25 protein-coding genes are annotated in these 23,314 nt (G+C 57.6%); 17 read left to right on the top strand and 8 right to left on the bottom strand.

Going from position 1 to position 23,314, the window contains the following annotated elements; all coding sequences use genetic code 11:
- The first annotated feature begins 187 nt into the window (after positions 1–187).
- The 11 genes from HMCN_RS0111685 to HMCN_RS0111635 all read left to right on the top strand — a co-directional run bounded on the left by HMCN_RS0111685 (position 188) and on the right by HMCN_RS0111635 (position 12,066).
- Positions 188–802 (top strand): TetR/AcrR family transcriptional regulator, encoded by a 615-nt coding sequence (locus HMCN_RS0111685; protein WP_035626832.1) that lies wholly within the window; start codon positions 188–190, stop codon positions 800–802.
- Between the two features lie 55 nt (positions 803–857).
- On the top strand, positions 858–1,994 hold the full coding sequence (locus HMCN_RS0111680; RefSeq protein WP_025917568.1) for an efflux RND transporter periplasmic adaptor subunit: 1,137 nt from the start codon (positions 858–860) through the stop codon (positions 1,992–1,994).
- Entirely contained in the window at positions 1,991–3,184 is a 1,194-nt protein-coding gene (locus tag HMCN_RS0111675; RefSeq protein ID WP_025917567.1) for an ABC transporter permease, read from the top strand. The genes HMCN_RS0111680 and HMCN_RS0111675 overlap by 4 nt, the downstream gene beginning before the upstream one ends.
- A gap of 14 nt (positions 3,185–3,198) precedes the next feature.
- Positions 3,199–3,909, top strand: coding sequence for an ABC transporter ATP-binding protein (locus HMCN_RS0111670; protein ID WP_025917566.1), 711 nt, complete (start codon positions 3,199–3,201; stop codon positions 3,907–3,909).
- An 88-nt stretch (positions 3,910–3,997) separates the two neighbouring features.
- A complete protein-coding gene (locus tag HMCN_RS0111665; protein WP_025917565.1) occupies positions 3,998–4,327 on the top strand; it encodes a metalloregulator ArsR/SmtB family transcription factor in 330 nt (109 codons plus the stop codon).
- A 169-nt stretch (positions 4,328–4,496) separates the two neighbouring features.
- Positions 4,497–4,697, top strand: coding sequence for a DUF2892 domain-containing protein (locus HMCN_RS0111660; RefSeq protein ID WP_025917564.1), 201 nt, complete (start codon positions 4,497–4,499; stop codon positions 4,695–4,697).
- 2 nt (positions 4,698–4,699) lie between these two features.
- Positions 4,700–5,830 carry an efflux RND transporter periplasmic adaptor subunit gene (locus HMCN_RS0111655; protein WP_081801494.1) on the top strand — a complete coding sequence of 377 codons (1,131 nt, stop codon included), beginning with the start codon at positions 4,700–4,702 and terminating at the stop codon, positions 5,828–5,830.
- A 53-nt stretch (positions 5,831–5,883) separates the two neighbouring features.
- Positions 5,884–7,158, top strand: coding sequence for an NAD(P)/FAD-dependent oxidoreductase (locus HMCN_RS0111650; RefSeq protein WP_025917562.1), 1,275 nt, complete (start codon positions 5,884–5,886; stop codon positions 7,156–7,158).
- Between the two features lie 4 nt (positions 7,159–7,162).
- Positions 7,163–10,369, top strand: a complete 3,207-nt coding sequence (locus tag HMCN_RS0111645) for an efflux RND transporter permease subunit (protein ID WP_025917561.1) — start codon at positions 7,163–7,165, stop codon at positions 10,367–10,369.
- 25 nt (positions 10,370–10,394) lie between these two features.
- Positions 10,395–10,601, top strand: coding sequence for a DUF2892 domain-containing protein (locus tag HMCN_RS0111640; RefSeq protein WP_025917560.1), 207 nt, complete (start codon positions 10,395–10,397; stop codon positions 10,599–10,601).
- A 166-nt stretch (positions 10,602–10,767) separates the two neighbouring features.
- Complete coding sequence (locus HMCN_RS0111635) at positions 10,768–12,066, top strand: TolC family outer membrane protein (protein ID WP_025917559.1); 1,299 nt, start codon at positions 10,768–10,770, stop codon at positions 12,064–12,066.
- Positions 12,067–12,091: 25 nt separating this feature from the next.
- Here the strand turns inward: HMCN_RS0111635 and HMCN_RS0111630 are convergent, their stop codons facing one another.
- Positions 12,092–12,853 (bottom strand): metallophosphoesterase, encoded by a 762-nt coding sequence (locus HMCN_RS0111630; protein WP_025917558.1) that lies wholly within the window; start codon positions 12,851–12,853, stop codon positions 12,092–12,094.
- Between the two features lie 473 nt (positions 12,854–13,326).
- Between HMCN_RS0111630 and HMCN_RS20120 the strand changes: the two genes are divergently transcribed.
- Together HMCN_RS20120 and HMCN_RS0111620 are read left to right on the top strand one after the other, a co-directional pair.
- On the top strand, positions 13,327–13,701 hold the full coding sequence (locus HMCN_RS20120; protein ID WP_035626826.1) for a DUF202 domain-containing protein: 375 nt from the start codon (positions 13,327–13,329) through the stop codon (positions 13,699–13,701).
- A gap of 13 nt (positions 13,702–13,714) precedes the next feature.
- Positions 13,715–14,746, top strand: coding sequence for an RNA methyltransferase (locus HMCN_RS0111620; protein WP_025917556.1), 1,032 nt, complete (start codon positions 13,715–13,717; stop codon positions 14,744–14,746).
- A 106-nt stretch (positions 14,747–14,852) separates the two neighbouring features.
- Here HMCN_RS0111620 and HMCN_RS0111615 read toward each other — a convergent pair whose 3' ends face one another.
- From HMCN_RS0111615 to HMCN_RS0111585, 7 genes are all read right to left on the bottom strand, one after another.
- Complete coding sequence (locus HMCN_RS0111615; RefSeq protein WP_238552130.1) at positions 14,853–15,422, bottom strand: hypothetical protein; 570 nt, start codon at positions 15,420–15,422, stop codon at positions 14,853–14,855.
- A 55-nt stretch (positions 15,423–15,477) separates the two neighbouring features.
- A complete protein-coding gene (locus HMCN_RS0111610) occupies positions 15,478–16,098 on the bottom strand; it encodes an SCO family protein (RefSeq protein ID WP_025917554.1) in 621 nt (206 codons plus the stop codon).
- A 31-nt stretch (positions 16,099–16,129) separates the two neighbouring features.
- A complete protein-coding gene (locus HMCN_RS0111605; RefSeq protein WP_025917553.1) occupies positions 16,130–16,726 on the bottom strand; it encodes a cytochrome c in 597 nt (198 codons plus the stop codon).
- Positions 16,727–16,787: 61 nt separating this feature from the next.
- The gene (locus HMCN_RS0111600; RefSeq protein ID WP_025917552.1) at positions 16,788–17,381 is read right to left on the bottom strand and encodes a cbb3-type cytochrome c oxidase subunit II; all 594 of its coding nucleotides are present in this window, start codon (positions 17,379–17,381) and stop codon (positions 16,788–16,790) included.
- Positions 17,382–17,383: 2 nt separating this feature from the next.
- Complete coding sequence (locus HMCN_RS0111595) at positions 17,384–19,054, bottom strand: cbb3-type cytochrome c oxidase subunit I (RefSeq protein ID WP_025917551.1); 1,671 nt, start codon at positions 19,052–19,054, stop codon at positions 17,384–17,386.
- A gap of 93 nt (positions 19,055–19,147) precedes the next feature.
- Positions 19,148–19,408, bottom strand: coding sequence for a hypothetical protein (locus HMCN_RS17670; RefSeq protein ID WP_155837545.1), 261 nt, complete (start codon positions 19,406–19,408; stop codon positions 19,148–19,150).
- A complete protein-coding gene (locus HMCN_RS0111585; RefSeq protein ID WP_051566933.1) occupies positions 19,363–19,908 on the bottom strand; it encodes a YIP1 family protein in 546 nt (181 codons plus the stop codon). The genes HMCN_RS17670 and HMCN_RS0111585 overlap by 46 nt, the downstream gene beginning before the upstream one ends.
- Positions 19,909–20,373: 465 nt before the next feature.
- Here HMCN_RS0111585 and HMCN_RS0111580 point away from each other — a divergent pair, with 465 nt between their 5' ends.
- The 4 genes from HMCN_RS0111580 to HMCN_RS0111565 all read left to right on the top strand — a co-directional run.
- A complete protein-coding gene (locus tag HMCN_RS0111580) occupies positions 20,374–20,808 on the top strand; it encodes a MarR family winged helix-turn-helix transcriptional regulator (protein ID WP_025917549.1) in 435 nt (144 codons plus the stop codon).
- 83 nt (positions 20,809–20,891) lie between these two features.
- Complete coding sequence (locus HMCN_RS0111575) at positions 20,892–21,383, top strand: SUF system Fe-S cluster assembly regulator (RefSeq protein WP_025917548.1); 492 nt, start codon at positions 20,892–20,894, stop codon at positions 21,381–21,383.
- Complete coding sequence (sufB, locus tag HMCN_RS0111570; protein WP_025917547.1) at positions 21,380–22,825, top strand: Fe-S cluster assembly protein SufB; 1,446 nt, start codon at positions 21,380–21,382, stop codon at positions 22,823–22,825. Before HMCN_RS0111575 ends, sufB begins: the two co-directional genes overlap by 4 nt.
- A gap of 23 nt (positions 22,826–22,848) precedes the next feature.
- Positions 22,849–23,314, top strand: a 466-nt coding sequence (locus HMCN_RS0111565; protein WP_025917546.1) for an ABC transporter ATP-binding protein, incomplete at its 3' end; no start/stop codon positions are given.

Genomic DNA, 23,314 nt, shown 5'->3' with positions numbered 1-23,314 from the left:
TTGTTCTTTCTGCGTGATGGTAATGCTTACTGTTTCAGCCTATTTTCCCTCTCCTTTTACCCAAAAAATTACCGGCAGCACACGGACGCATTGCGCCGCGAACATGAATTAAAAATGAATTAAAACTGCTTGAATCTTACTCTCCTTCACATTAAGATAGTAATCAATTACTTACTTAAAGATGAAAATGCCGATTCCAGAACGCCAGAAATCCCGACTTTCGTCCGGGGCGCGCCAGGCCGACATTATCCAGATTGTATTGACGCTTACAGCGCAGCAGAGTCCGGCCGACATCACCACCATGGCGATCGCCAAGGCTATCGGCCTGACTCAGGGAGCGGTATTTCGGCACTTTCCAACCAAGGAAGCGATCTGGCTCTCGGTGCTGGACTGGGTGCGACGCAGCTTGTTGAGTCGCATCGAAGACGCCGCCCAGTCAGTGGCCGACCCGCTCGCTGCCTTGCGCGCGGCTTTCGCGGCGCATGTGCAATTCATCAAGGATCAGCCGGGGGTTCCTCGCATCATTTTCCATGAATTGCAACAACCGGGGGACTCGCCGCTCAAACAGCAGGTGCGGGAAATTTTGCGCAGCCACAAGAAAATCGTAATGACCTTGCTGCAGACAGCGCAGCAGCAAGGACAGATCGACACTGCACTGCAACTCGAATCCGCCAGCACACTCTTTCTGGGCGCAATCCAGGGACTCGCGATGCAAGCCATGGCAGCCGGTGCGACAGCCGATCTGCAACAATTGTCCGAAGGTGTGTTGGAAGTACTTTTAAGCGGCGTAGAAAGAAGATAAGCAATGACTCGCTCATTTCCATCGAAAAAAATTTGCACTGCCCGGCCTGGCCATCATGATCGTGGCCGGCATCGGCTGGCTGATCTTTCAGCACGGCCCCATGGCACCCAACCGGGTAACCGCTGCTACCGCAGAAATCGCCGATTTGCAATCTTCGATCTTTGGCATCGGCATCGTCGAGGCCCAACGCAGTTATGCCATTGGCCCCACCGCTGCCAGCCGAGTCAGGCGGGTGCTGGTGGATGTAGGTGATACGGTGCAAGCCGGTCAGTTGATGGCCGAAATGGACCCGGTCGATCTGAATGAGCGCGCCACGGCCGCCCAGTCTGCGCTGCAAAGAGCGCGCTACGCGGTCCAGGCAGCCGCGGCGCAGGTACGCGACACCGAAGCACGCCACAAGGTTGCGGCTAGCAACGCCGAACGTTATGCAGAATTGGGCAAGCAGGCGTTCCTGAGCTCATCTGCGGTCGAAGCCAAGCAACAGGAGGCGGTATCGGCACAAGCGGGGCTCCTTGCAGCACACGCTGCGCAGGATGGTGCCAGACAGGAACTAGGTCGTCTCGCGGCCGAGCAGGCAGCCATCGGCAAGCAGCGCAGCAATCTCTTGCTGCGCGCACCGGTGGCCGGCATCGTCACCGCCCGCGACGCCGAACCGGGCACCACACTGGTGGCTGGCCAAAGCGTGTTGCGCATGATGGATCCCGCCAGCATCTGGATTAAAGCCCGGATCGACCAGGCGCGCTCCGGCGGATTGAAAACCGGCTTGCCTGCCAGCGCGCTGCTGCGCTCGTATCCGCACAACGCCTTCAGCGGAAAAATTGCACGCATCGAACTCAATAGCGACAGCGTGACCGAGGAGCGCTTGGTCAGCGTTACTTTCGACCAAATTCCGACGGCAATCACGCTGGGCGAACTGGCCGAAATCACGATTGCGTTCCCTGTCACGGCCCGCGCGTTGACGATCCCGAACGCTGCATTGCACACCATCGACACCAGGGATGGCGTCTGGCAACTGCGCGAAGGGAAGCTCAGGTTCCAGCCCATCCGTACTGGCGCCCGTGCGCTGGACGGCAGGGTGCAGGTGTTGTCGGGGCTGGCCAAGGGCGATCGGGTAATCGTTCATAGCGAACGCGAATTACACGAAGGCGATACGGTCCGCATCGTCGACTCGCTGGCAAAAGGCAATAAATGATTAGCCTGGCCGGCCGCGACATTCTGCACTCGTGGGCCAAGTACGTGTATACCGGGATCGGACTGGGCCTGCTGATCGGCGTGACGCTCTCGATGGCTGGAATCTACCGCGGCATGGTGGACGATGCGCAGGCGCTACTGAAAAACAGCGGGGCCGATATCTGGGTAGTGCAAAAAGATACGCTGGGTCCGTATGCCGAACCATCCAGCGTACGCGATGATGCCTATCGCACCATTATGGGCCTGGCCAACGTGGCCCAGGCTGCCAACGTCACTTACCTGACCATGCAGGTACAGCAGGAGGGACACGATGTGCGGGTGATGGCGGTCGGCTTCGAGCCCGACCAGCCGGGGCAACCGCCGTATCTCAGCCAGGGCCGGCATATTGCACGCAGCCACTATGAAGCGATTGCCGATGTTAAAACCGGTTTCCAGCTCGGCGACCGCATCAAGATTCGACGGCACGAATATACGGTGGTCGGGCTGACCCGGCGTATGGTTTCGTCAGGCGGCGATCCGATGGTATTCATCCCGCTGAAAGATGCGCAGGAAGCACAATTCCAGAAGGATAACGATGCCATCCTGAACGAACGTGCGCGCAGCGCCGCCAATCCGGCCTTCAATCGCCCCGGTGCAGCGGACGTGCTCGGCGCCGTCCAGTCCTTGCAGACCACCAGCCACAGCGTCAATGCGATTCTGGTGCGGGTTGGAAACGGCGCGAACTCGGCTGAAGTTGCAGCCGACATCCGGCGCTGGAAACATCTGCAGGCCTATACCCTGCCGCAAATGGAAGAAATTCTGGTAGCCAAGCTGATCGCCACTTCCGCCAAGCAGATCGGCTTGTTCCTTATCATCCTGGCCGTGGTCAGTGCGGCCATTGTGTCTTTCATCATTTACACCATGACGTTGGGCAAGATTCGGGAGCTCGCTGTACTCAAGCTGATCGGCACCACCAATCTCACCATCGCCGGCATGATTTTGCAGGAGTCGCTGGGATTGGGCGTGATCGGTTTTGTCATCGGCAAGATCACGGCCACCCTGTGGGCGCCCTATTTTCCCAAGTATGTGCTGCTGTTGAACTCGGACGCCATTCTGGGCTTTTTGGCCGTGATGGCGGTGTGCGCGCTGGCCAGCATCATGGCGATTCGCGCCGCGCTCAAGGTTGATCCGGCAACCGCCATCGGAGGATGAAATTGAAGGCTGAAATGCATACTCCGGCAATCGAGTTGCGCGGCTTGTGCAAACGCTATGGCGAGGGCGATGCCGCAGTTGAGGCGCTCAAGGGCGTCGACATGACCGTGCATCCGGGCGAAGTGGTCGGTTTGATCGGCCCCAGCGGGTCGGGCAAGAGCACGCTGCTCAAATGTTTGGGTGCCGTAATCGAGCCGACTGGCGGCGCCATGTCGCTCAACGGAAAATTGATCTTCGACCAGGATCGATGGCTGATCAAGGATTTGCGCGCGCTGCGGCGCGACAGCATCGGCTTTGTATTTCAGGCGCCGTACCTGATTCCGTTTCTGGATGTCACCGACAACGTGGCCTTGTTGCCAATGCTGGCCGGCAAGCCCAACGCCGCCGCGCGCGCCAGAGCACTGGAACTGCTGCAAGCGCTGGATGTTGCGCACCGCGCCAAAGCCAATCCATCCGAACTTTCCGGCGGCGAGCAGCAGCGCGTGGCGATCGCCAGGGCGCTGGCCAACCGGCCGCCGGTGATTCTGGCCGATGAGCCGACCGCACCGCTCGATAGCGAACGCGCACTCAGTGTCATGCGCATCCTGAATCAGATGGCACAGCAGTATCAGGCCGCCATCGTGGTGGTCACGCACGACGAAAAAATCATTCCGACGTTCAAACGGCTGTATCACATCCGCGATGGCAAGACCTACGAAGAAATCGGTGAAGGCAGGGATTTTTAATTTTAAAATATACAAATTTATATATAGTTTTTAATAATATGTATTAATATAAAATATAATTAATTCAGGAACCAAGTCGAAGAATTTCATGGACAAAACCACACTGAACATTGCGCAAATACGTGAAGCCGCAGGGCAAGCGACGGCGATGCTGCGGGTGCTGGCCAATGAAGATCGTCTGCTGCTGCTATGTCAGCTGACACAAGGCGAGGCGTGCGTCAGCGAACTTGAAGAATTGCTTGGAATCCGCCAGCCAACCTTATCGCAGCAATTAAGCGTGTTGCGCAATGAGGGCATCGTCTCGACGCGGCGCGAGGGCAAAAAGATTTTTTACCGACTAGACGAGGGGCACGCATTGTCTTTGCTCAACACACTGTACGGACTGTATTGCCCGACTGGCGACAGTGGCTCACCATGACCGGAAATTGAACATACCAGGTCATGTATTTTTATTTACCGCCCTGTTTCCATGCGAAAAGTAAACGTTATCTAAAAATAGCAGTGGGGTATATATTTCAACATAGCAATGCGACGCATGGTAGCGGTCTGGCAAGTCTCACTATTTTTACAACAACCGGGAGTCTGTAATGAATCAAAATGTCGGTGGAATCGATCGCAGCGTCCGCATCATCGCCGGGCTGGTCGTCTTGAGCTTGTTCTTTGTACTGGGCGAAAACACGCGCTGGTGGGCGTTGATCGGTTTCGTTCCATTGCTGACCGGCTTCATTGGCTGGTGCCCGGCTTATCTGCCATTTGGCATCCGCACCTGCAAACTACGCAAGGACTGATGATGAAACGCTGCACGCAACTCCTGCCCGAACCGCTCGCGTCTGCGATCTTGCGCTGGAGTGCGCTTGCAGCAACGCATTTGCTGGCCGCGTCTTTTGTACTCGGTGCTGCCGCTGTCTCGGCGCAACCGGCCGCAGCACCGATTGCGCCGGCTGTTGCCCCTGCAGCGTCCGACCTTGTCGCCTATCGTGAGGTGCCGCAGGCAATCAGCGCCGAGGGCGTGGCCGAAGCAGTGCGGCAGTCGACGCTGGCGGCCCAGATTCCCGGCCAGATTGTCGAGCTCCGGGTCAAGGTCGGCGATCGCGTCAAGGCCGGACAGATACTGGTGCGCATCGACCCGCGCGCCGCCGAGCAGGCGCTGTCCGGCAGCCAGAGCCAGGTCGCCGAAGCACAGGCCAATCTGAATAATGCGCTGCACAGCTTTGAGCGCAGCAAAAAACTGTTTTCCCAGAAATTCATCAGCCAGGCCGGGCTGGATCAGGCCCAGGCTGACTATACCGCGGCGCAAGCCCGCGTTGCGGCGCTGCAGGCCGGCGCCGGCCAGGCGTCCACCGCCAAAACATTCACCATCATCAGCGCGCCATATGACGGCGTGATCGCCGCCACGCCGGTTGAAGTGGGCGACATGGCCACGCCGGGCCTGCCGCTGCTGACGCTGTTCGACCCATCGGCCATGCGCGTAACCGCAACCCTATCGCAATCGAGCCTGTCCGCGATCCAGTTGCAGCAACCCGCCAGAGTCGAGTTCCCTGCCTTGAAAAAATCCATCAACGCCAGGCAAATCACCCTGATTCCGCTGGCCGATAGTCGCACCCATACCGCCAGGCTGCGACTCGATCTGGGCGAGGTGGCTGGATTGCTGCCGGGACAATTTGCGCGCGCCTATTTTGTCACCGGCATGGCGCGCAAACTGGTCGTGCCCGAGCAGGCCGTGCTGCGCCGCAGCGAGGTGACGGCCGTCTATGTGCTGGATAGCGGCAAGGGCCAGCCGCAATTGCGCCAGATTCGCGTAGGCGAAGTATCTGCCAACGGCTTTATCGAAGTATTGGCCGGCGTGCGGGCGGGCGAGCGCGTAGCGCGGGACCCGGTCCGCGCTGGCCTGATTTCTGCAACGGACGCAGCAACGCGATAAAAAACGTATTGACATGCTTTTACCCCTGAAACGTTAACTAGCTGGAGACAAAAATGGCTCACATCGTTATTTTAGGTGCAGGTTTGGGTGGCATGCCGATGGCGTATGAGATGCAGCCGCTGCTCGGTTCCGGCGACCGCATTACCGTGGTATCGAATACCAATACCTTCCAGTTCGTCCCGTCCAACCCCTGGCTGGCAGTCAGCTGGCGCAAACCGGAGGAAATCGAATTCGAAGTTGAATCCTGCCTGCGGCAGCACGGCATCGGGTTTGACGGACGCGGCGCCAAACGGCTGCATCCCGACAAGAATCAGGTCGAACTGGGCGATGGGGAAATGCTGGATTACGATTATCTGGTGATTGCCACCGGCCCCAAACTGGCCTTTGACGAGGTCGAGGGGCTGGGGCCGGACGGCTTTACCCAGTCGATATGCAAAACCGACCATGCCAGCGCGGCAGCGGCGGTCTGGAATAAATTTGTCGAAGCGCCCGGCCCGATCGTGGTCGGCGCAGTACAAGGCGCATCCTGCTTCGGCCCTGCTTACGAATATGCGTTCGTGATGGAAACCGATCTGCGCCGGCGCAAAATCCGCGACCAGGTGCCGATGACGTTCGTCACTTCGGAGCCGTATATCGGCCACCTTGGTCTGGGCGGCGTCGGCGATTCAAAAGGCATGCTGGAGTCGGCGATGCGCAATCGCAGCATCAAGTGGATCTGCAACGCCAAGGTCACGCGGGTGGAAGACGGCAAAATGCTGGTAGCCGAGCATGACGAAAACGGCGCGGTCAAAAAAGAACATGTGCTGCCCTTCTCTTACTCGATGATGCTGCCCGCGTTTAAAGGCATCGATGCGGTGTTCGGCATCGAAGGCTTGACCAATCCACGCGGTTTCATCCTGATCGATGCCTATCAGCGCAACCCCAAATACACCAATATTTACGCGGTCGGCGTGTGCGTGGCGATCCCGCCGGTGGAAGCCACGCCGGTGCCGACCGGCACGCCGAAGACCGGCTACATGATCGAGTCGATGGTCACAGCCACCGCCCACAACATCCAGTCCGCGCTGGCCGGACGGGTGCCGACCGCCAAAGCCACCTGGAATGCAGTCTGCCTGGCCGACTTCGGCGACAGCGGCATTGCTTTCGTGGCGATGCCGCAGATTCCGCCGCGCAACGTCAACTGGTTCGCGGAAGGAAAATGGGTGCATCTGGCCAAAGTCGCCTTTGAAAAATACTTTATCCGCAAGATGAAAAAAGGCGGTTCCGAGCCGATTTACGAAAAATACGTATTGAAGGCGCTGGGCATCATGAAACTCAAGGACAAATAAGCATATGGGTATTGCCGGCCGTCTTTCGAAATTCTTCCTGCATTCGCAACTGACGCCGCTCATTGCGCTGGTGGCGATACTGCTCGGCCTGTTCGCGGTTCTGGTCACGCCGCGCGAAGAGGAGCCGCAAATCAATGTGACGATGGCCAATGTGCTGATCCCGTTCCCCGGTGCTTCAGCCAAAGACGTCGAAACCCTGGTGGCGACCCCGGCCGAGCAGGTGATTTCGCAAATTCAGGGCCTCGATCATGTGTTCTCGGTCTCCAAGCCCGGCATGGCGATCGTCACCGTCCAGTTCAAGGTCGGCGTCCCACGCACCGAAGCGCTGGTGCGGCTGTATGACACCATCCACTCGAATCGCGACTGGCTGCCGCGCGAGCTCAATGTCGGCGAACCGCTGGTCAAGCCGAAAGGCATCGACGATGTTCCGGTGCTGTCGCTGACGCTCTGGACCAAGGATCTCGAGCGCGGCGCGTATGAGCTGGAGCGGGTCGCGCACGCGATGGAGATCGAGCTGAAACGGGTGCCGGGCACGCGCGAAGTCGGCACCATCGGCGGCCCCGGCCGTCTGGTGCGGGTGCTGCTCGACATCGACAAACTGAATGCCTACCATCTGGCCGTGGGCGATATCCGGCAGGCGCTGCTGGGCGTGAATGTCACATTGCCGGCCGGTCAGCTGATCGCCGACAATGCGACGCTGGAAGTGCAGACCGGCAATTTTCTGGCCAATGCCAAAGAGATCGGCGAATTGATCGTCGGCGTCAGCGCCGGCAATCCGGTCACGCTGTCGGATGTGGCGCGGGTTGTCGATGGGCCGGCGCAACCGTCGAAATACGTCTGGTTCGGGGTCGGCAAGGCAGCAGCAACCGACGGGCTGAAGACGGGCAGCGAATTCCCGGCAGTGACCATCACGATCACCAAGAAACCGGGTGAAAACGCGGTGCAGGTAGCACAGCAGCTGACCCAGCGTGTGGCTGAGCTGCGCAATACCGTGATCCCGGCCGGGGTCGAGGTCAATGTCACGCGCAACTACGGCGAAACCGCCAACGACAAGGCGATGAAGCTGATCCAGAAGCTGATTTTTGCCACCACTGCGGTAGTGGTGCTGGTGTTCTTCCTGCTCGGCCGCCGCGAAGCGGCAATCGTCGGCATCGCCGTCATCCTGACCCTGGCCGCCACCCTGTTCGCCTCCTGGGCCTGGGGTTTCACCCTGAATCGGGTTTCGCTGTTCGCACTGATTTTTTCGATCGGGATTCTGGTCGACGATGCGATCGTGGTGGTCGAGAATATCCACCGGCACCGCGAACTGCATCCGGACCAGCCCTTGCTTGACATCATTCCGCTGGCCGTCGATGAGGTTGGCGGGCCGACCATCCTCGCCACCTTCACCGTGATCGCCGCGTTGCTGCCGATGGCCTTCGTGACCGGCCTGATGGGGCCTTACATGAGCCCGATCCCGATCAATGCCAGCATGGGCATGGTGATCTCGCTGGCGATTGCCTTTACCGTCACGCCCTGGCTGGCGCACCGGCTGTCCGGCAAGCATGTCGCCGCAGCCGCGCATGGGTCCGCCGCCGACAGCAAGCTGCAGCGCTGGTTTGGCGCGTTGCTGCTGCCGTTTCTGGCAGCGAAAAAAGCCGGGCGCAACCGCCGCCTGTTGTGGGTTGGCGTGTTGCTGGCGATTCTGATTTCGGTCAGCCTGGCGGCAGTGCAGCTGGTGGTGCTGAAGATGCTGCCGTTCGATAACAAGTCGGAATTCCAGGTCGTGGTCGACCTGCCGGCCGGCACTCCGGTCGAAAACACGGCAGCAGTGCTGCACCAGATGAGCGCTTACCTGTCCACGGTGAGCGAAGTCACCGATGTGCAGGCGTATGCCGGCACTGCTGCACCGATCAATTTCAACGGGTTGGTCAGGCAATACTATCTGCGGCAATCGCCGGAACTCGGCGATCTGCAGGTCAATCTGACCGACAAGCACCAGCGCAGCCGCAAGAGTCACGACATCGCCGGCGCGGTGCGCGCCCCGCTGGAACAGATCGCCGCCCGCAATGGCGCCAAGGTCAAGGTGGTCGAAGTGCCGCCCGGACCGCCGGTGCTGTCGCCGCTGGTGGCCGAAATCTACGGTCCCGACGAGGCCGGCCGCCATGCGCTGGCAAAGCAGGTGCGCCAGGCGTTCGGCCAGACCGCCGACATCATCGGCATCGACGATTCGATCGAAGACAACGCGCCGAAAGTCGTGCTGCAAGTCGACCAGCGCAAGGCCGCGCTGCTGGGGATCGCCGCCACCGACGTGGTGCAGACGGTGCGGGTCGGGCTGGACGGCGAAGACATCACGGTGCTGCACGACGGCCAATCCAAGTACAGCATACCGGTGCGCCTGAACCTGCCGCCGGAAAAGCAGGCCCGACTGGCCACGCTGCTGGCGATGACGGTGAAATCCGCCAACGGCGACAATGTGCCGCTGTCCGAGCTGGTGAAGGTGCAGCCAACCGCGCGCGAGAAAACCATCTATCACAAGGACCTGCTGCCGGTGACCTACGTGATCGGCGACATGGCCGGCAAGCTCGACAGCCCGCTGTACGGCATGTTCGCGGTGCGCGGCAAGCTGGGTGATCTTTCCGCCGCGCAGGGCGCGCCGCTGGGCGAGTACTTCATTCGGCAGCCGTCCGACCCGTACCGCCAGTTCGCGCTGAAATGGGACGGCGAGTGGCAGATCACCTATGAAACCTTCCGCGACATGGGGCTGGCGTATGCAGTCGGCCTGGTGCTGGTGTACATCCTGGTGGTGGCGCAGTTCGGCTCCTACCTGACGCCTTTGATCATCATGGCGCCGATTCCGCTGACCATCATCGGCGTGATGCCGGGCCACGCGCTGCTGGGCGCGCAATACACCGCGACCTCGATGATCGGGATGATCGCGCTGGCCGGGATCATCGTGCGCAACTCTATCCTGCTGGTCGATTTCATCAACCTGCAGGTGGCGCAAGGCGTTGCGTTCGTCGACGCCACCGTCCATGCGACCGCCGCGCGCGCCAAGCCGATCGTGCTGACCGGACTGGCGGCGATCATCGGCGCGCTGTTCATCCTGGACGACCCAATTTTCAACGGGCTGGCGATCTCGCTGATCTTCGGGATCTTCGTCTCCACCCTGCTCACGCTGGTGGTGATTCCGGTGCTGTATTACGCGGCCAACCGCAAGAAGTTTTCTTAATGCCCATTTTTGAGGAGGTTTTGCCATGAATACCAACCGTATGGTACGCATTTTCGCCGGGATCTTCATCCTGCTGTCATTGGCGCTGGGCGTGCCGGAGAGTCCGCTGTTCGTCAGCAAATACTTCCTCTGGTTCACGGTATTTGTCGGCGCCAACCTGCTGCAAAGCGGATTCACCCAGTTTTGCCCGCTCGAGATATTCCTGAAAAAACTCGGCGTGCGGGAATCCTGAAACCTCGGAGCCGCTGCACGTACACCACAGTGTATGCCATATAAACATGCAATTTCCGCAGGATTATATGGCGTATTAAAAAATACTATATATATTCAATTGAAGAAAAGGGGGCGGACGACTGGCCGTATCAGTGCCCGCTCCCGATTCTCCGGCTAGGATCGCAATGCGCAAAACTCTACTCGCCGCGCTGCTTAGCGGCGCTTTTCTGGCGCTGGGCGCACAGGCGGCCGATCTGCAGCAAATCTACAACGATGCCCGTCTCAATGACCCGCAATATGCCAGCGCGCGGGCGGCCAATGCAGCCGGACAGGAAAAGCTGCCGCAGGGACGCGCCGGACTGCTGCCCACGTTGGGCTTGTCCGGCAGCAATACAAGAAACGAAATCGACAATGGCGGCAATTTCACTGCCAGCAACTATGCATTGACGCTGTCGCAGCCGCTGCTGCGCTGGGCCAACTGGCAACAGTATGAACAAAGCAAACTGTTGGTGGCGGCCAGCGATGCGCAATTTTCCCAGGCACAGCAGGATTTGATTGTGCGAGTCGCACAAGCCTATTTCGACATTTTGGGCGCACAAGATTCGCTGACCTTCATACAGGCGCAAAAAGTCGCCATCACCGAACAACTGGCCTCGGCCAAACGGAATTTCGAGGTTGGCACCGCGACCATTACCGACACCCACGAAGCGCAGGCCCGGTTTGACTTGGCGGTGGCGCAGGAATTCGCTGCCCAAAACGATCTGGCGATCAAACGTGCGTCACTGGAACAAATTATCGGCAAGCCGCCGGCTGAACTGGCAACGCTGCGCCCCGGCTTGACATTAAGCATGCCCGAGCCGGCCCGGCTCGAACCGTGGCTGGACAGTGCGCAGCAGCAAAATTATGCAGTAGTCGGGCAGCAACTTGCGCTGGAAATCGCCCGGCGCGAAATTTCCCGCAACCGTGCCGGCCATTACCCGAGCGTCGATCTGGTGGCCAGCCGCAGCCATGCCAAGCAACCCGGCAGCGCCTTCGGCAACCCGATCGTCGCCAGCAACAGTAACGCCATTGGTGTGCAATGGAACATTCCGTTGTTCGCCGGCTTTGCCGTGACCAGCCGCGTGCGTGAAGCGATCGCGCTGGAAGACCAGGCCCGCAACGACCTGGAAACCGTGCGTCGCAATGCGATGCAAAACGTGCGGCAATCGTTTTTGGGCGTCAGTAGCGGCCTGGCGCAGGTAAAGGCGCTGGAGGCAGCTGAAATTTCAAGCCAGTCAGCACTGGACTCGAACAAGCTCGGCTATCAGGTCGGGGTGCGGGTGAACATCGACATTCTGAATGCACAACAACAGCTTTTTTCGACCCGCAGGGATCTGGCAAAGGCGCGCTACGACACCATCACCAATGGACTGAAACTGAAGGCTGCAGCCGGCACGCTGACGGAGCAAGACCTGCAGCAGGTCAACGCCCTGCTGCAGCAATAGGAGTAGGCAACGCCAGAACAACAGCTCATATGCTGACGGTCAGCGCGGAGTCGAATGCGGTATTTTCCGCAATGCCATTGAGCGCGTAGCCACGCGCATTGCACACGACGCGGGTATTGGCGACCGGGTAATCGAAGCTGTCATGGGTGTGGCCGTGCACCCATAGGGCCGGATTCCAGCGTGCGATCTGCGACTCCAGATCGGAGACGAAACAGGCATTCAGCAAGGAATCGGCGAATTTCGGGTTGATGCTGCCGCGCGACGGCGCATGATGCGTCACCACCACGGTGACGCCGTCAAACGGCTCGGCAAATTTTGCATCGAGCCAGCGCACCGAGCGATCGAAAATCTGCTGCGACATGGCCGGGCTGAACAGGGTGTCGACTTCATCGTCCAGTTTGATCCGGCTGAAATCCCGCATCGACCGGCAAGCCTCGTCCACCGAGGCGGCGCGCAATGCTTCAGTCGGAAACAAACGGAAATCGGTCCACAGCGTGCAGCCCAGAAAACGCACGCCGCCGATGCGGATATCATCCATATCCAAGACATGCACATTGCTGCCCGCCACCTGCTGCCGCAATGCCGCCAAGGTGCCACGCAAACTGCCGCCATAGTATTCATGATTGCCGGGTACATAAATCACCGGCACCGCCCATTGCCGCGCCCAGTCTATAGCCTGCTGCGGGCGCGCCACATCGCCGGCCAGAATCAGCAGATCGCACTCAGGTTGCGGCACCGGCATCGCAGCCACCGTCAGGTGCAGATCGGAAAGAATCGCCAGATGCATCATTTCTCCAGTTCCGTCAGGTTACCGCACAGCCGTTACAATCCACTATCCAGAAAACATAATATTAGGGAGTATCATAAAAAACATCAACGTATCTGCATATTTTTAAGCGGACATTAAAAATACACTTACCTGTATATATTCATGCAAAATGTGCCCCGATCGATACCGGCAATGCGCCTTGCGCCAGAGCAAGCACGAGCCATCGCATCGATTGCAAACCCCGATTATGCTACCAAAGAATGAAAACCGAAGCCTGGCCCATACCGCTCTTCAGGCAGCCAGGCCGAACGCCACCGGCGCTGCCGGCTATTTCACGATTCCGCCAGGCTCCCCGATACCACGGGCTTGCCAGTCAGCGTAACGGTAAGGTTTGCCTGTTATCATTATTCAAAATACTGCTTGCGGCATTATCAATGCGTACAATATTGCCGTCAGTTCAACGCAATTCAAAATAGGCGAGCCTTGTGTCAATGCCACCGTCAGATCCCCGGGTTTTCTTTGCCGCTGAACGCACGCTTCTGGCGTGGATCAGGACCGGGCTTACCATCATGGGGCTTGGCTTCGTGATCGCCCGGTTCGGCCTGTTCCTGCAGTTGATATCGTTGCAGGCCCCCACCCGGCTGCACGCGCATTCCGGACTCTCTGGCACTCTTGGCATTTTCTTTGTCATCACTGGCGCCCTGGCGGTGCTGATCGCCACCGTGCAGCACCGCAAATTCATTTTCATGCTGCCGCAGGCCGATATTCCTTCGTCGTATTCCAGTGGCTTCATCGTAGGATTCGGGTTTTTCATGAGCATTCTGGGCCTTGGACTTGCCGGATATCTGGCGCTGTCGCAGGCATGAAATAAGCGCCATCTTGCACATCGAACGCATTCGCCAGCGCCTGCGCGCGCTGGGCGCCAAACCACTGCACGAGCAACGGGTATTGCGGGACTGGGTGCGCGTCCAACCGCACGATCAGGGCCGGCGGCGCCCAAACGATTTTCTGCCGCAAACGCTGCGCCAGGCGCTGCCGGCGCTCGACGCCGAATTGCAGGGTCTGGCGCGCCTGCTGTCTTGCCACCCTGCCGAGGATGGATCGGTGCGCCTGCTGGTTGGTCTGCATGATGGCCAGACTGTTGAAAGCGTTTTGCTGCCGCGCGATGGCCTGTGCGTCTCCAGCCAGATCGGCTGCGCTGTCAGCTGCCAGTTCTGCATGACCGGCCGCGACGGCCTGATACGCCAACTGACAAGCGGCGAGATCATTGCCCAGCTTGTATTGGCGCGCACGCAACGCGCAGTCAGGAAAGTGGTCTTCATGGGAATGGGCGAGCCGTCCCACAACCTCGACAACGTGCTGGAAGCGATTGAATTGCTGGGTACCGAGGGCAATATCGGCCACAAGAATCTGGTGTTCTCGACCGTCGGCGATCGCCGCGTATTCGAGCGCCTGCCGCAAGGCTTGGTCAAGCCCGCGCTGGCGTTATCGTTGCACACCACCAAACCGGCTTTGCGCGAAAAGCTGTTGCCGCGCGCTCCCCGCCTGACGCCCCGAGAGCTGGTGGAACTGGGCGAACGCTACGGCCGTCTCACCGCTTACCCGGTGCAATACCAATGGACCTTGCTGGAAGGCATCAACGACGGTGAAGATGAGATGAGCGGCATCGTCGACCTGCTCAAGGGCAAGCACGCGGTACTGAACATGATTCCCTACAATACCATTCCCGATCTGCCGTTCAAGCGCCCATCATGGGATCGTGCGCATGCAATTGCGGCCGCATTGCACCGGCGCGGGGTTCTGACCAAACTGCGCGATTCGGCCGGACAGGATGTCGATGGCGGATGCGGGCAGTTGCGGGCCCGTGCGCTTGCTGCGGAACCGCGCATCATCAGGATCCATTCGACCTGATGCTGGTCGCGTTCGAATAAGGTAACACTGTAAATCGCTGCCATGTTCCTCCATCATCGCCGGATGCAACCCTGCATTGACTATCCAGCAGCTAGCTGCAACACAGCTACTTATCGATGCCATTTCGGATAACACGGATAAACCAGAGCGCAGGAATTGCGATCGACAAGGCTACCAATCCCTGCCCTGCAATAAGCTGATCATCGAGCAAGTAAGCGTTGCACAGTCTTACTGAAGTGTCTTGATACAGCATGCCGACGATGGCCATCATCCAGGCAAAATTTCCAAGGAAAAACAACTGGGTAACCCGGTTGGCGCGCGCCAGAGTGCCCGGCAGCATCAGGCCGGCGATGAAGAATGCGGTGAATTTAAGCAGCTCTGCGGCGGGCGACACCAGAACTTCGTCGAGCGCCTTGGGAATCATCCAGTACGCGCTCAACAGTAATAAGAACGTCAAGCCGACAATCCCGTATTCGTCGAATTTCCTGCCGTGACCTGACGCCAGACAGGCGACGCCGTGTAATCGCCTATTTTTTGTGTCGCGCATAACGCAGGAAGCGGCGAAGGCACATACGATGCCTGCGCCCAGCAGCAGCGGCATCTGCAACAGCATGTGCAAGGGCATCGAGCGCTCCAGCGTCGACCGGAATCCAGCCGCCAGCGCCAGCAGCAACACGCTCAATAACGCGGCCAGCAAAGCGCGGGCGCTCGAAGACAAACGAATCGACATATTAACGTTTCCGATCCATGCCAGGCGATTGCGCGACCAGTGCCAGCAAGGCGTCTGGCTGGCCGTAATCAATGATCTGCGACAACAATCCGTCCCGCGTGACCATATGGTAAGCGGCATTGTGTTCAAATTCGCCCAGCGGAGCGGGAACCACAGTGATGCCGAAGGCCAGCAGTAGCGCTTGACGCTGACGGGCATCGGGCACACGGGCGAATTGCCAAGTCTCGGGCTGTGCGTGCATGCTGCGCGCATAGCGCGCCAATTGGCCGGGCGTATCACGCGCATCGAAACTGATGCTTAACAACCGCACCCGTTGCGACAGGCCATTCGCATGAAGGGTTTTCTGCAGTTGCTGAAATTCGGTGCCCATGACGGAACACACGGCATTGCAATGGGTATAGATGAAATTGACGATAGTGGCGCGCCCGTCCGAACGCAGCGCCTGGGCCAGCGATTCAGAAGCACCGCTTTCAAACTGGATCGTAACATCCGGAATCGGCCTGGGCCGCCCGGCAATCGACAGCCGGCGTGACTGTTCGCTCGTCACTACCCGGAAACCGTCTGTTATCTGATAAATCGCTGTAACCCCGAGCATGAGAACCAGCAGCAAAGCTGCTGGCATTCTGCTTGCATTGACGATTATTCTTGCGTACTTATTTGAGCTTGCCCAGCTCATCATCGCCGCTCCAAGGCAATTTGCGATCCTTGCTGGCTTCTCGCCCGGTCTTTACCAGCGCAGCATCCACCTTACCGGCAGCATTGCCGAAACTGGAGCGCACATAAGTCAATACTGCCGCGATCTCTGCATCATTCAATTTATCCTTGAAAACCGGCATTTCACCTTTGTATACAGTACCCTTGACCGTCAGGCTACCGGATATGCCGTGCAATAAAATTTGCACCAGTGTCGACTCCTTGCCCATTACCCATTCCGAGCCGGCCAGAGGAGGAAACACCCCCGGCAAGCCGGTGCCGCCGGCCTGATGACAGGCAACGCATTGCGCAGCAAAAATCTGCGCGCCATCGACAACGCCAGACTTGGAGCCAGCCTGCGGTGCCAGATCGGCCATGGTGCGATGATCGCCCAACTCAGGCTGATTGCTCAGATTGGAGCTGGCAATATAGTAAATCGCCCAGCAAAATGTGAGCGTAATGAGAGCGAAGACGAATTTCGGGACCGGATGGCTGCCTTCATACGGATCGGAATGCTCCCGTTGCTGCGCATCGATTTTCTTGCTGCCATCTGTCATTCTAAAACTCCAATTCTCGTTTAATCACTGCATGTGTCGCAGTTACGCCCAGCCTTTTCTGTTATTTTTTGCCGGCGGGCGCTGGTATGGCTGGATACGTATGATCCATTCCTATGAGGTATTGCGCCAGATCGAGCGCTTCCGGCCTGGCCACAACCACCTTGCCCACGGGCGCATAACCCGGCGGTAGAGTCACCACTTTGTCACCCGGCTCCGCTTTCGTCTTGAGCTCGAACATGAAGGGATAAGACGGCATGATGCTGCCCGGCGTATAGGCGCGCGGCTGGTACAAGTGTCCAAGTTGCCAGTCCACGCTTGGCTGCCGCGCGCCGATATTGAACAGATCGGGGCCGGTACGCATGGTGCCCAGCAGATGCGGACTGTCGTAATAATAGTCGGCGGCCACCGAAGCGCGGCCCCAGCCGCGCAGGGCATCGGGCGCCTGGGATTTGTCGCGCGGCTGTTGCGAATGGCAATACACGCAGCCGTTTTTGATGTATTGATCGCGGCCGCGCAATTGTTGCGCTGTGTATGGATGCAGGCCGGCCGCAGGTTTCAGATTCGATAACTGCAAATACGGAATCACCACCAGCGTCGTGGTAGCCAGGGCCAGCGTAATCATCGCGCCGCTCAGGAGTTTGACTTCGTTTTCCATGCTCAGACTCCGGCCAGTGTTGATGCTGGCGCTACGGCCGGTTTATGAAACAAGGCGGCACCGGTCCGCTGCGGGCCGTGGCGTAGCGCCATAGTCACGAAATGGAATGCAAACACCAAATGGCCCAAGGTCATGATGGCCCCTCCAACCGAGCGGCTTTCCAAATACGGAATCGTTACACGCACCGATTCCATGAACGGCTTGGATGCATCCAGCATCGCCATGCCCTGCAGCCAGCCGCCAATCGTCAAACCGACAAAATAAATGCCGAATCCGACCACAACCAGCCAGAAATGCACTGCAATCAACTTCGGATAAGGCCACTCCCATGACATCACGCGTGGCATCACGAAGTAAATCGCGCCGAACATAACCATAGTAAAGAAGCCATACAGGCCAAGATGCGCGTGCGCAACCGTGAAATGCGTGAAGTGGGTAACAGTATTGATGCTACGCAACGCCTCAAATGAGCCCTGGACCGAACTGAGCGTATACATCATGCCGCCCAGCACAATAAAGCGCAGCGACGGCGAATAGATCAGAGTTTTGAAATTGCCGCGCATGGTCAGATGCTGGTTGACCGAAAACGAAATTACCGGCACCAGCATCATCACGCTTTGCACAATTGATAACGTGATCAGCCAGCTAGGTACCGGGCCGCCGATCAGGTGATGCCCACCGACCTGGCCATAGAAAAATGCCAGTGCCCAGAAACCCAGCAGCGACAAGTTGTACGATTGCACCGGGCGGCCAATGATTTTCGGCAGGAAGTAATACACGCAAGCCAGCGCCATCGGGGTGTAAAACAATCCCAATACATTATGTCCAAACCACCAGTTCATGGTCGCCTGTTCCACGCCGAAGTGCAGACCGGGAATATTTCCGATAAAAAACAAGATGGGAAACCAGAATAATGCCGCCCCCATGTACCAAATCGATACGTACAGATGCTTGACGCACCTGTTTTGCAAGGTAAATACCAGCGGCAATCCGACCAGCGCACCGCCTATGACCAGCAGGATGTCAACTTGCCACGGAATCTCCAGCCACTCCAGACCATCCGTCAGACCCACCGCGATGCAGCCCAGGCCGGCAATCAGGCCGACATTCCAGAGCGTGACTCCCAGCAGCGCAAAGCGCCCGCCCATCAACCTGGTTTTCAGCAGACGCGGCAACATCCAGATTGCGATACCCAATGCGGACATAGGCGCCCAGCCATAGGCAACTGCATTCAGATGAATGGTGCGAATACGGCCGAAAGTGAGCCAGGACTGCGCAACTAGCCAGTCGGGTTCATGCAATTTTATGGAACTGGTCAAGCCGGCGAGCGAAGCCAGAACCAGCCATACCACCGCACAGGACAAAAACACAAAGGTAACGAAAGCGGTTGAGCGGTCGGCCTGAATCCGCTCTTCCAATTCTTTCTTCAGCACCACCGCTTGGGCCGCATCCACCGCTGGCGGATGCATACCATCAACAGTTTTTTGCAAGCCGGCACGTTGTGCCGAGGTTGCTGCGGGCTCTTCAATCTGACCGATTTCCCCTTCTGAAAAAATCACCTTGGCAGCAGCCGGATTGTCGTCAAATAATTTTTTCCGCAACGACCAGATGAATACGAACAATCCGGTTACGGACAAAACGAAAGAAAATAACAATATTGTGATCGTGTCCATGAGACTTAAAAAAGGATGTAGAAAATATCAAAAACCAAACCCTATCGCCATGCTGATTTTGGCGATGCATTCAAAGCACAAACAGGGCTAAAGTCAAATTGAAGCTGGAAATACAGCCTGAAACACGGCATCCGAAAACAGGATGCCCTGCTCTGACATGCTGCCGCCGAAGTTGGATTGCTGGTTTCCAATTTGGATGTATTTGATCGGAACAGTCAGGATTAGATCGGCACCACGCGACGGCACAGTCAAAAAAAACGGGTGGCGAGCAACACCACCCTGAAAGCAACATTTCTCACAAAGCCGCATTAATTCATCAACGGCAACACCACAAAAGCGCACAGCAATATCCACGCAATAGCACCGGCCGAAAATGCGGCAAAGCTCATCGACTGCGCCTCGATCTGTTCATCCATTTTCAGGATGCTGTAGGTGCCGTGATACAACAGACTGACTGCGCCCAGGAATCCGAGTACGACAACGCCAATCATTGCCCACAGGTTAGGTATCGCCAGTCCCAAGCTGGAAAGCCACATGGGCACCCCGACAATCGCAGCAAGCAGAAAAGCGCCTTTAAAATCAATCGACAGCTTATGCACGGACGCTATATTCCGGATGATCCAACCCATCAGCGGTACCGTAACCAATTCCGCCACAAAGAACACCAGCGCAACTTCCTGCCAGCGCGAGAATGGCGCATCCATCAGATATACCGATGCGTGGTGGCTACCCGCGTACAACAGCATCGCCGGCGGAACCAGCGAAAACGGTAGTACCAGCAGCAAAAATATCTTGAACACCGAAGGATGAACCGTACCGATTTCGTCCCAGCCGTCGCTAAAGGAAAATGGCATTTTTGTATAGTTTAAGAAGCTCATCTCAAGTACCCCCTTGGTTGTAGTACACAGTCTTCGATAATGTCTTGGCAAGTTGCCACTTCCACGAAAAACCCCAAACAAAAACTTTCACCGCGCCGCCCAGTTTGAATGATGCGTATCAAGGAAGCCGTACTTTTATATCAATATATGATAATAAAAAATTAAAGTCCAACCCCTATTTTTGCTTTCTGCTTGATGCCCGTCTGCTACTCAGATCACCGAAAATATCCGGACCACGGCCAGCGAAAATTACCCAAACCCTACTCATGTACAGGTGAAACTGCATTTCACAAAATATATTTTCATCTGTCCGGCACAATAATATCACGTTGTGATATTTAATTTCATCTTCAGTTGGAGTGAAAATCATCCCTGAAATTTCAGGGCAGAATGCTGGCATCGTTTATGATCGCCCTGACCTCCTCCTTCTTTCCAAAAAGCATGACTAATTCCCACTCCACTGAAACCCTGAGCAAGCTGGATTACGAACTGCTAGCGGATTTCCGATATCAGTTGCGGCGATTTCTCCGTTTCAGCGAAGAGATCACGCAAAGTCACGGCATCACTCCGCTGCAATATTTATTGCTGCTGCAAGTCAAGGGCTATCCGGGGCGCGAATGGGCGACCATCGCCGAGTTGGCAGAACGCCTGCAATCGCACCATCACGGCGTCGTCGCGCTGGTTTCGCGCTGCGAAAAAGCGGGGCTGGTAACGCGCCGTCCGAGCAGGGACGATGGCCGCTGCGTCGAGGTCATTCTGCGCCCCAAAGGTGAAGAACTATTGCGGCAACTGGCCTTGCTGCATCAGAATCAACTGGTCGATCTGCAGCACCTGCTGAAAATTCCCAGCGAAAATATTCTGATGCGATTTAGCTAAACAATCCTCTTATTGCATCAATCGACTTGCGCTTGGAATTAATCAGGACTATATTTGTACTCATTAATTTCATGGAATGCAAAATGTTACGAATGAGCAAAATGGCCGATTACGGCACTGTAATCCTGACCACCATGGTGCATCAGCCAGAACGCATACAAAGCGCGGCAGGAATCGCCGCCGTGATTCGGGTGCCGGTGCCGACGGTCAGCAAGATTCTCAAGATACTGACGCGCGAAGGATTGGTAACGTCGCTGCGCGGCGCCAAAGGCGGCTACCTGCTATCCCGTCCGCCTACTGAAATCACCATTTCGCACATCATCAATGCGATGGACGGCCCGATCGGCATGACCGAATGCAGCATCACGCCGGGCTTGTGTTCGCAGGAATCAGGCTGTCCGGTGCGCGCCAACTGGCAACGGGTCAACCGCGTCGTGCTCGATGCGCTGGATCAGGTAACGCTGGACCAGATGATCCAGCCGGTGGCCGAAACGGTCAATATCAGCGCCCTGCGGAGGCCGCTGCCGCAAACAGCACCAGCCATGAATCGCGGGATAAATGGAGAGCAACCATGACAGAAGCAAGCAGCCTCGATACATTGATCAGCAGCGAATACCGGCACGGTTTCGTGACCGAGCTGGAAACCGACACTGTGCCGCGCGGCCTGACCGAGGACACGATTCGCCTGATCTCGGCGCGCAAGAACGAGCCGCCGTTCATGCTCGAATGGCGCCTGAAGGCATTCCGGCACTGGCTGACCCTGACCGAACCGAGCTGGTCGACGGCCCGCTATCCGGCCATCGACTACCAGGACATCGTCTACTATTCGGCCCCGAAATCCCTGAAAGACCGGCCGCAGAGCCTAGCCGATGTCGATCCGGAACTGCTCAGGACTTACGAAAAACTGGGCGTGCCGCTGAAAGAGCGCGAAATGCTGGCCGGAGTCGCAGTCGATGCGGTGTTCGACAGCGTATCGGTGGGCACCACCTTCAAGGACAAGCTGGGCGAACTCGGCATCATTTTTGGTTCTTTTTCGGATGCGGTGCGCGAGCATCCGGATCTGGTGCAGCAATACCTGGGTTCGGTGGTGCCTTACACCGACAACTTTTTCGCAGCACTGAATGCGGCGGTATTTTCCGACGGCTCGTTCTGCTACATCCCGCCCGGAGTGCGCTGCCCGATGGAATTATCGACCTACTTCCGCATCAATGCCAAGGACACCGGCCAGTTCGAGCGCACGCTGATCATTGCCGATGCCGGCGCCTACGTCAGCTATCTGGAAGGCTGCACCGCGCCGATGCGCGACGAAAACCAGCTGCATGCGGCAGTAGTCGAGCTGGTGGCCATGGATAACGCGCGCATCAAGTATTCGACGGTGCAGAACTGGTATCCGGGCGACAAGGATGGCAAGGGCGGCATCTACAACTTCGTCACCAAGCGCGGCGATTGCCGCGGCGCCAACTCGCATATCTCGTGGACCCAGGTCGAGACCGGCTCCGCCATCACCTGGAAGTATCCGAGTTGCATCCTGCGCGGCGACAACTCAATTGGCGAGTTTTACTCGGTGGCGCTGACCAATAACTATCAGCAAGCCGACACCGGCTCCAAGATGATCCATATCGGACGCAATACCCGCAGCACCATTGTGTCCAAGGGGATTTCCGCCGGGCGCGGACAAAACGCGTATCGCGGGCTGGTGAAAATCCTGAAATCGGCCGAAGGCGCGCGCAACTACACCCAGTGCGACTCGCTGCTGCTGGGCGACAAGTGCGGTGCGCACACCTTCCCGTATATCGAGGTCAAGAACCCTACCGCACAAGTCGAACATGAAGCCTCCACCTCGCGCATCGGCGAGGACCAGCTTTTTTATTGCAAGCAGCGCGGCATTTCGGCGGAAGACGCGGTATCGATGATCGTCAACGGCTTCTGCAAGGAAGTGTTCAAAGAGTTGCCGATGGAATTCGCAGTAGAAGCGCAGAAATTGATGAGCGTCAGCCTCGAAGGCTGTGTCGGCTAATACAAATTGTGAGGAAAACCATCATGTTGGAAATCAAAAATCTGCAAGCCAGTGTCGAAAACAAGCCTATCCTGCGCGGCCTCGACCTGACCGTAAAGGCCGGCGAAGTGCATGCGATCATGGGGCCGAACGGCTCCGGCAAGAGTACGCTGGCGCAAGTGCTGGCGGGGCGCGAAAACTTCACCGTCACCGGCGGCGAAGTGCTGTACCAAGGCCGCGATCTGCTGGCGCTGGCGCCCGAGGAACGGGCGCGGGAAGGCGTGTTTCTGGCGTTCCAGTATCCGGTTGAGATCCCCGGCGTGAGCAATGTCTATCTGCTGAAGGCGGCGCTGAACAATATACGCAAGCATCGCGGCTTGCCCGAACTCGACGCGATCGAATTTCTCAGTCTGATCAAGCAGAAAATGGCGCAGATGGAGATGAGCAAGGAATTGCTGTACCGATCGGTCAACGAAGGCTTTTCCGGTGGCGAGAAAAAACGCAACGAAA

The organism is Herminiimonas sp. CN (genome assembly GCF_000622895.1).
GTDB lineage: Bacteria > Pseudomonadota > Gammaproteobacteria > Burkholderiales > Burkholderiaceae_D > AVCC01.
The sequence above is the reverse complement of the archived record's forward strand: the minus strand, read 5'-3'. Positions and strand labels throughout refer to the sequence as shown.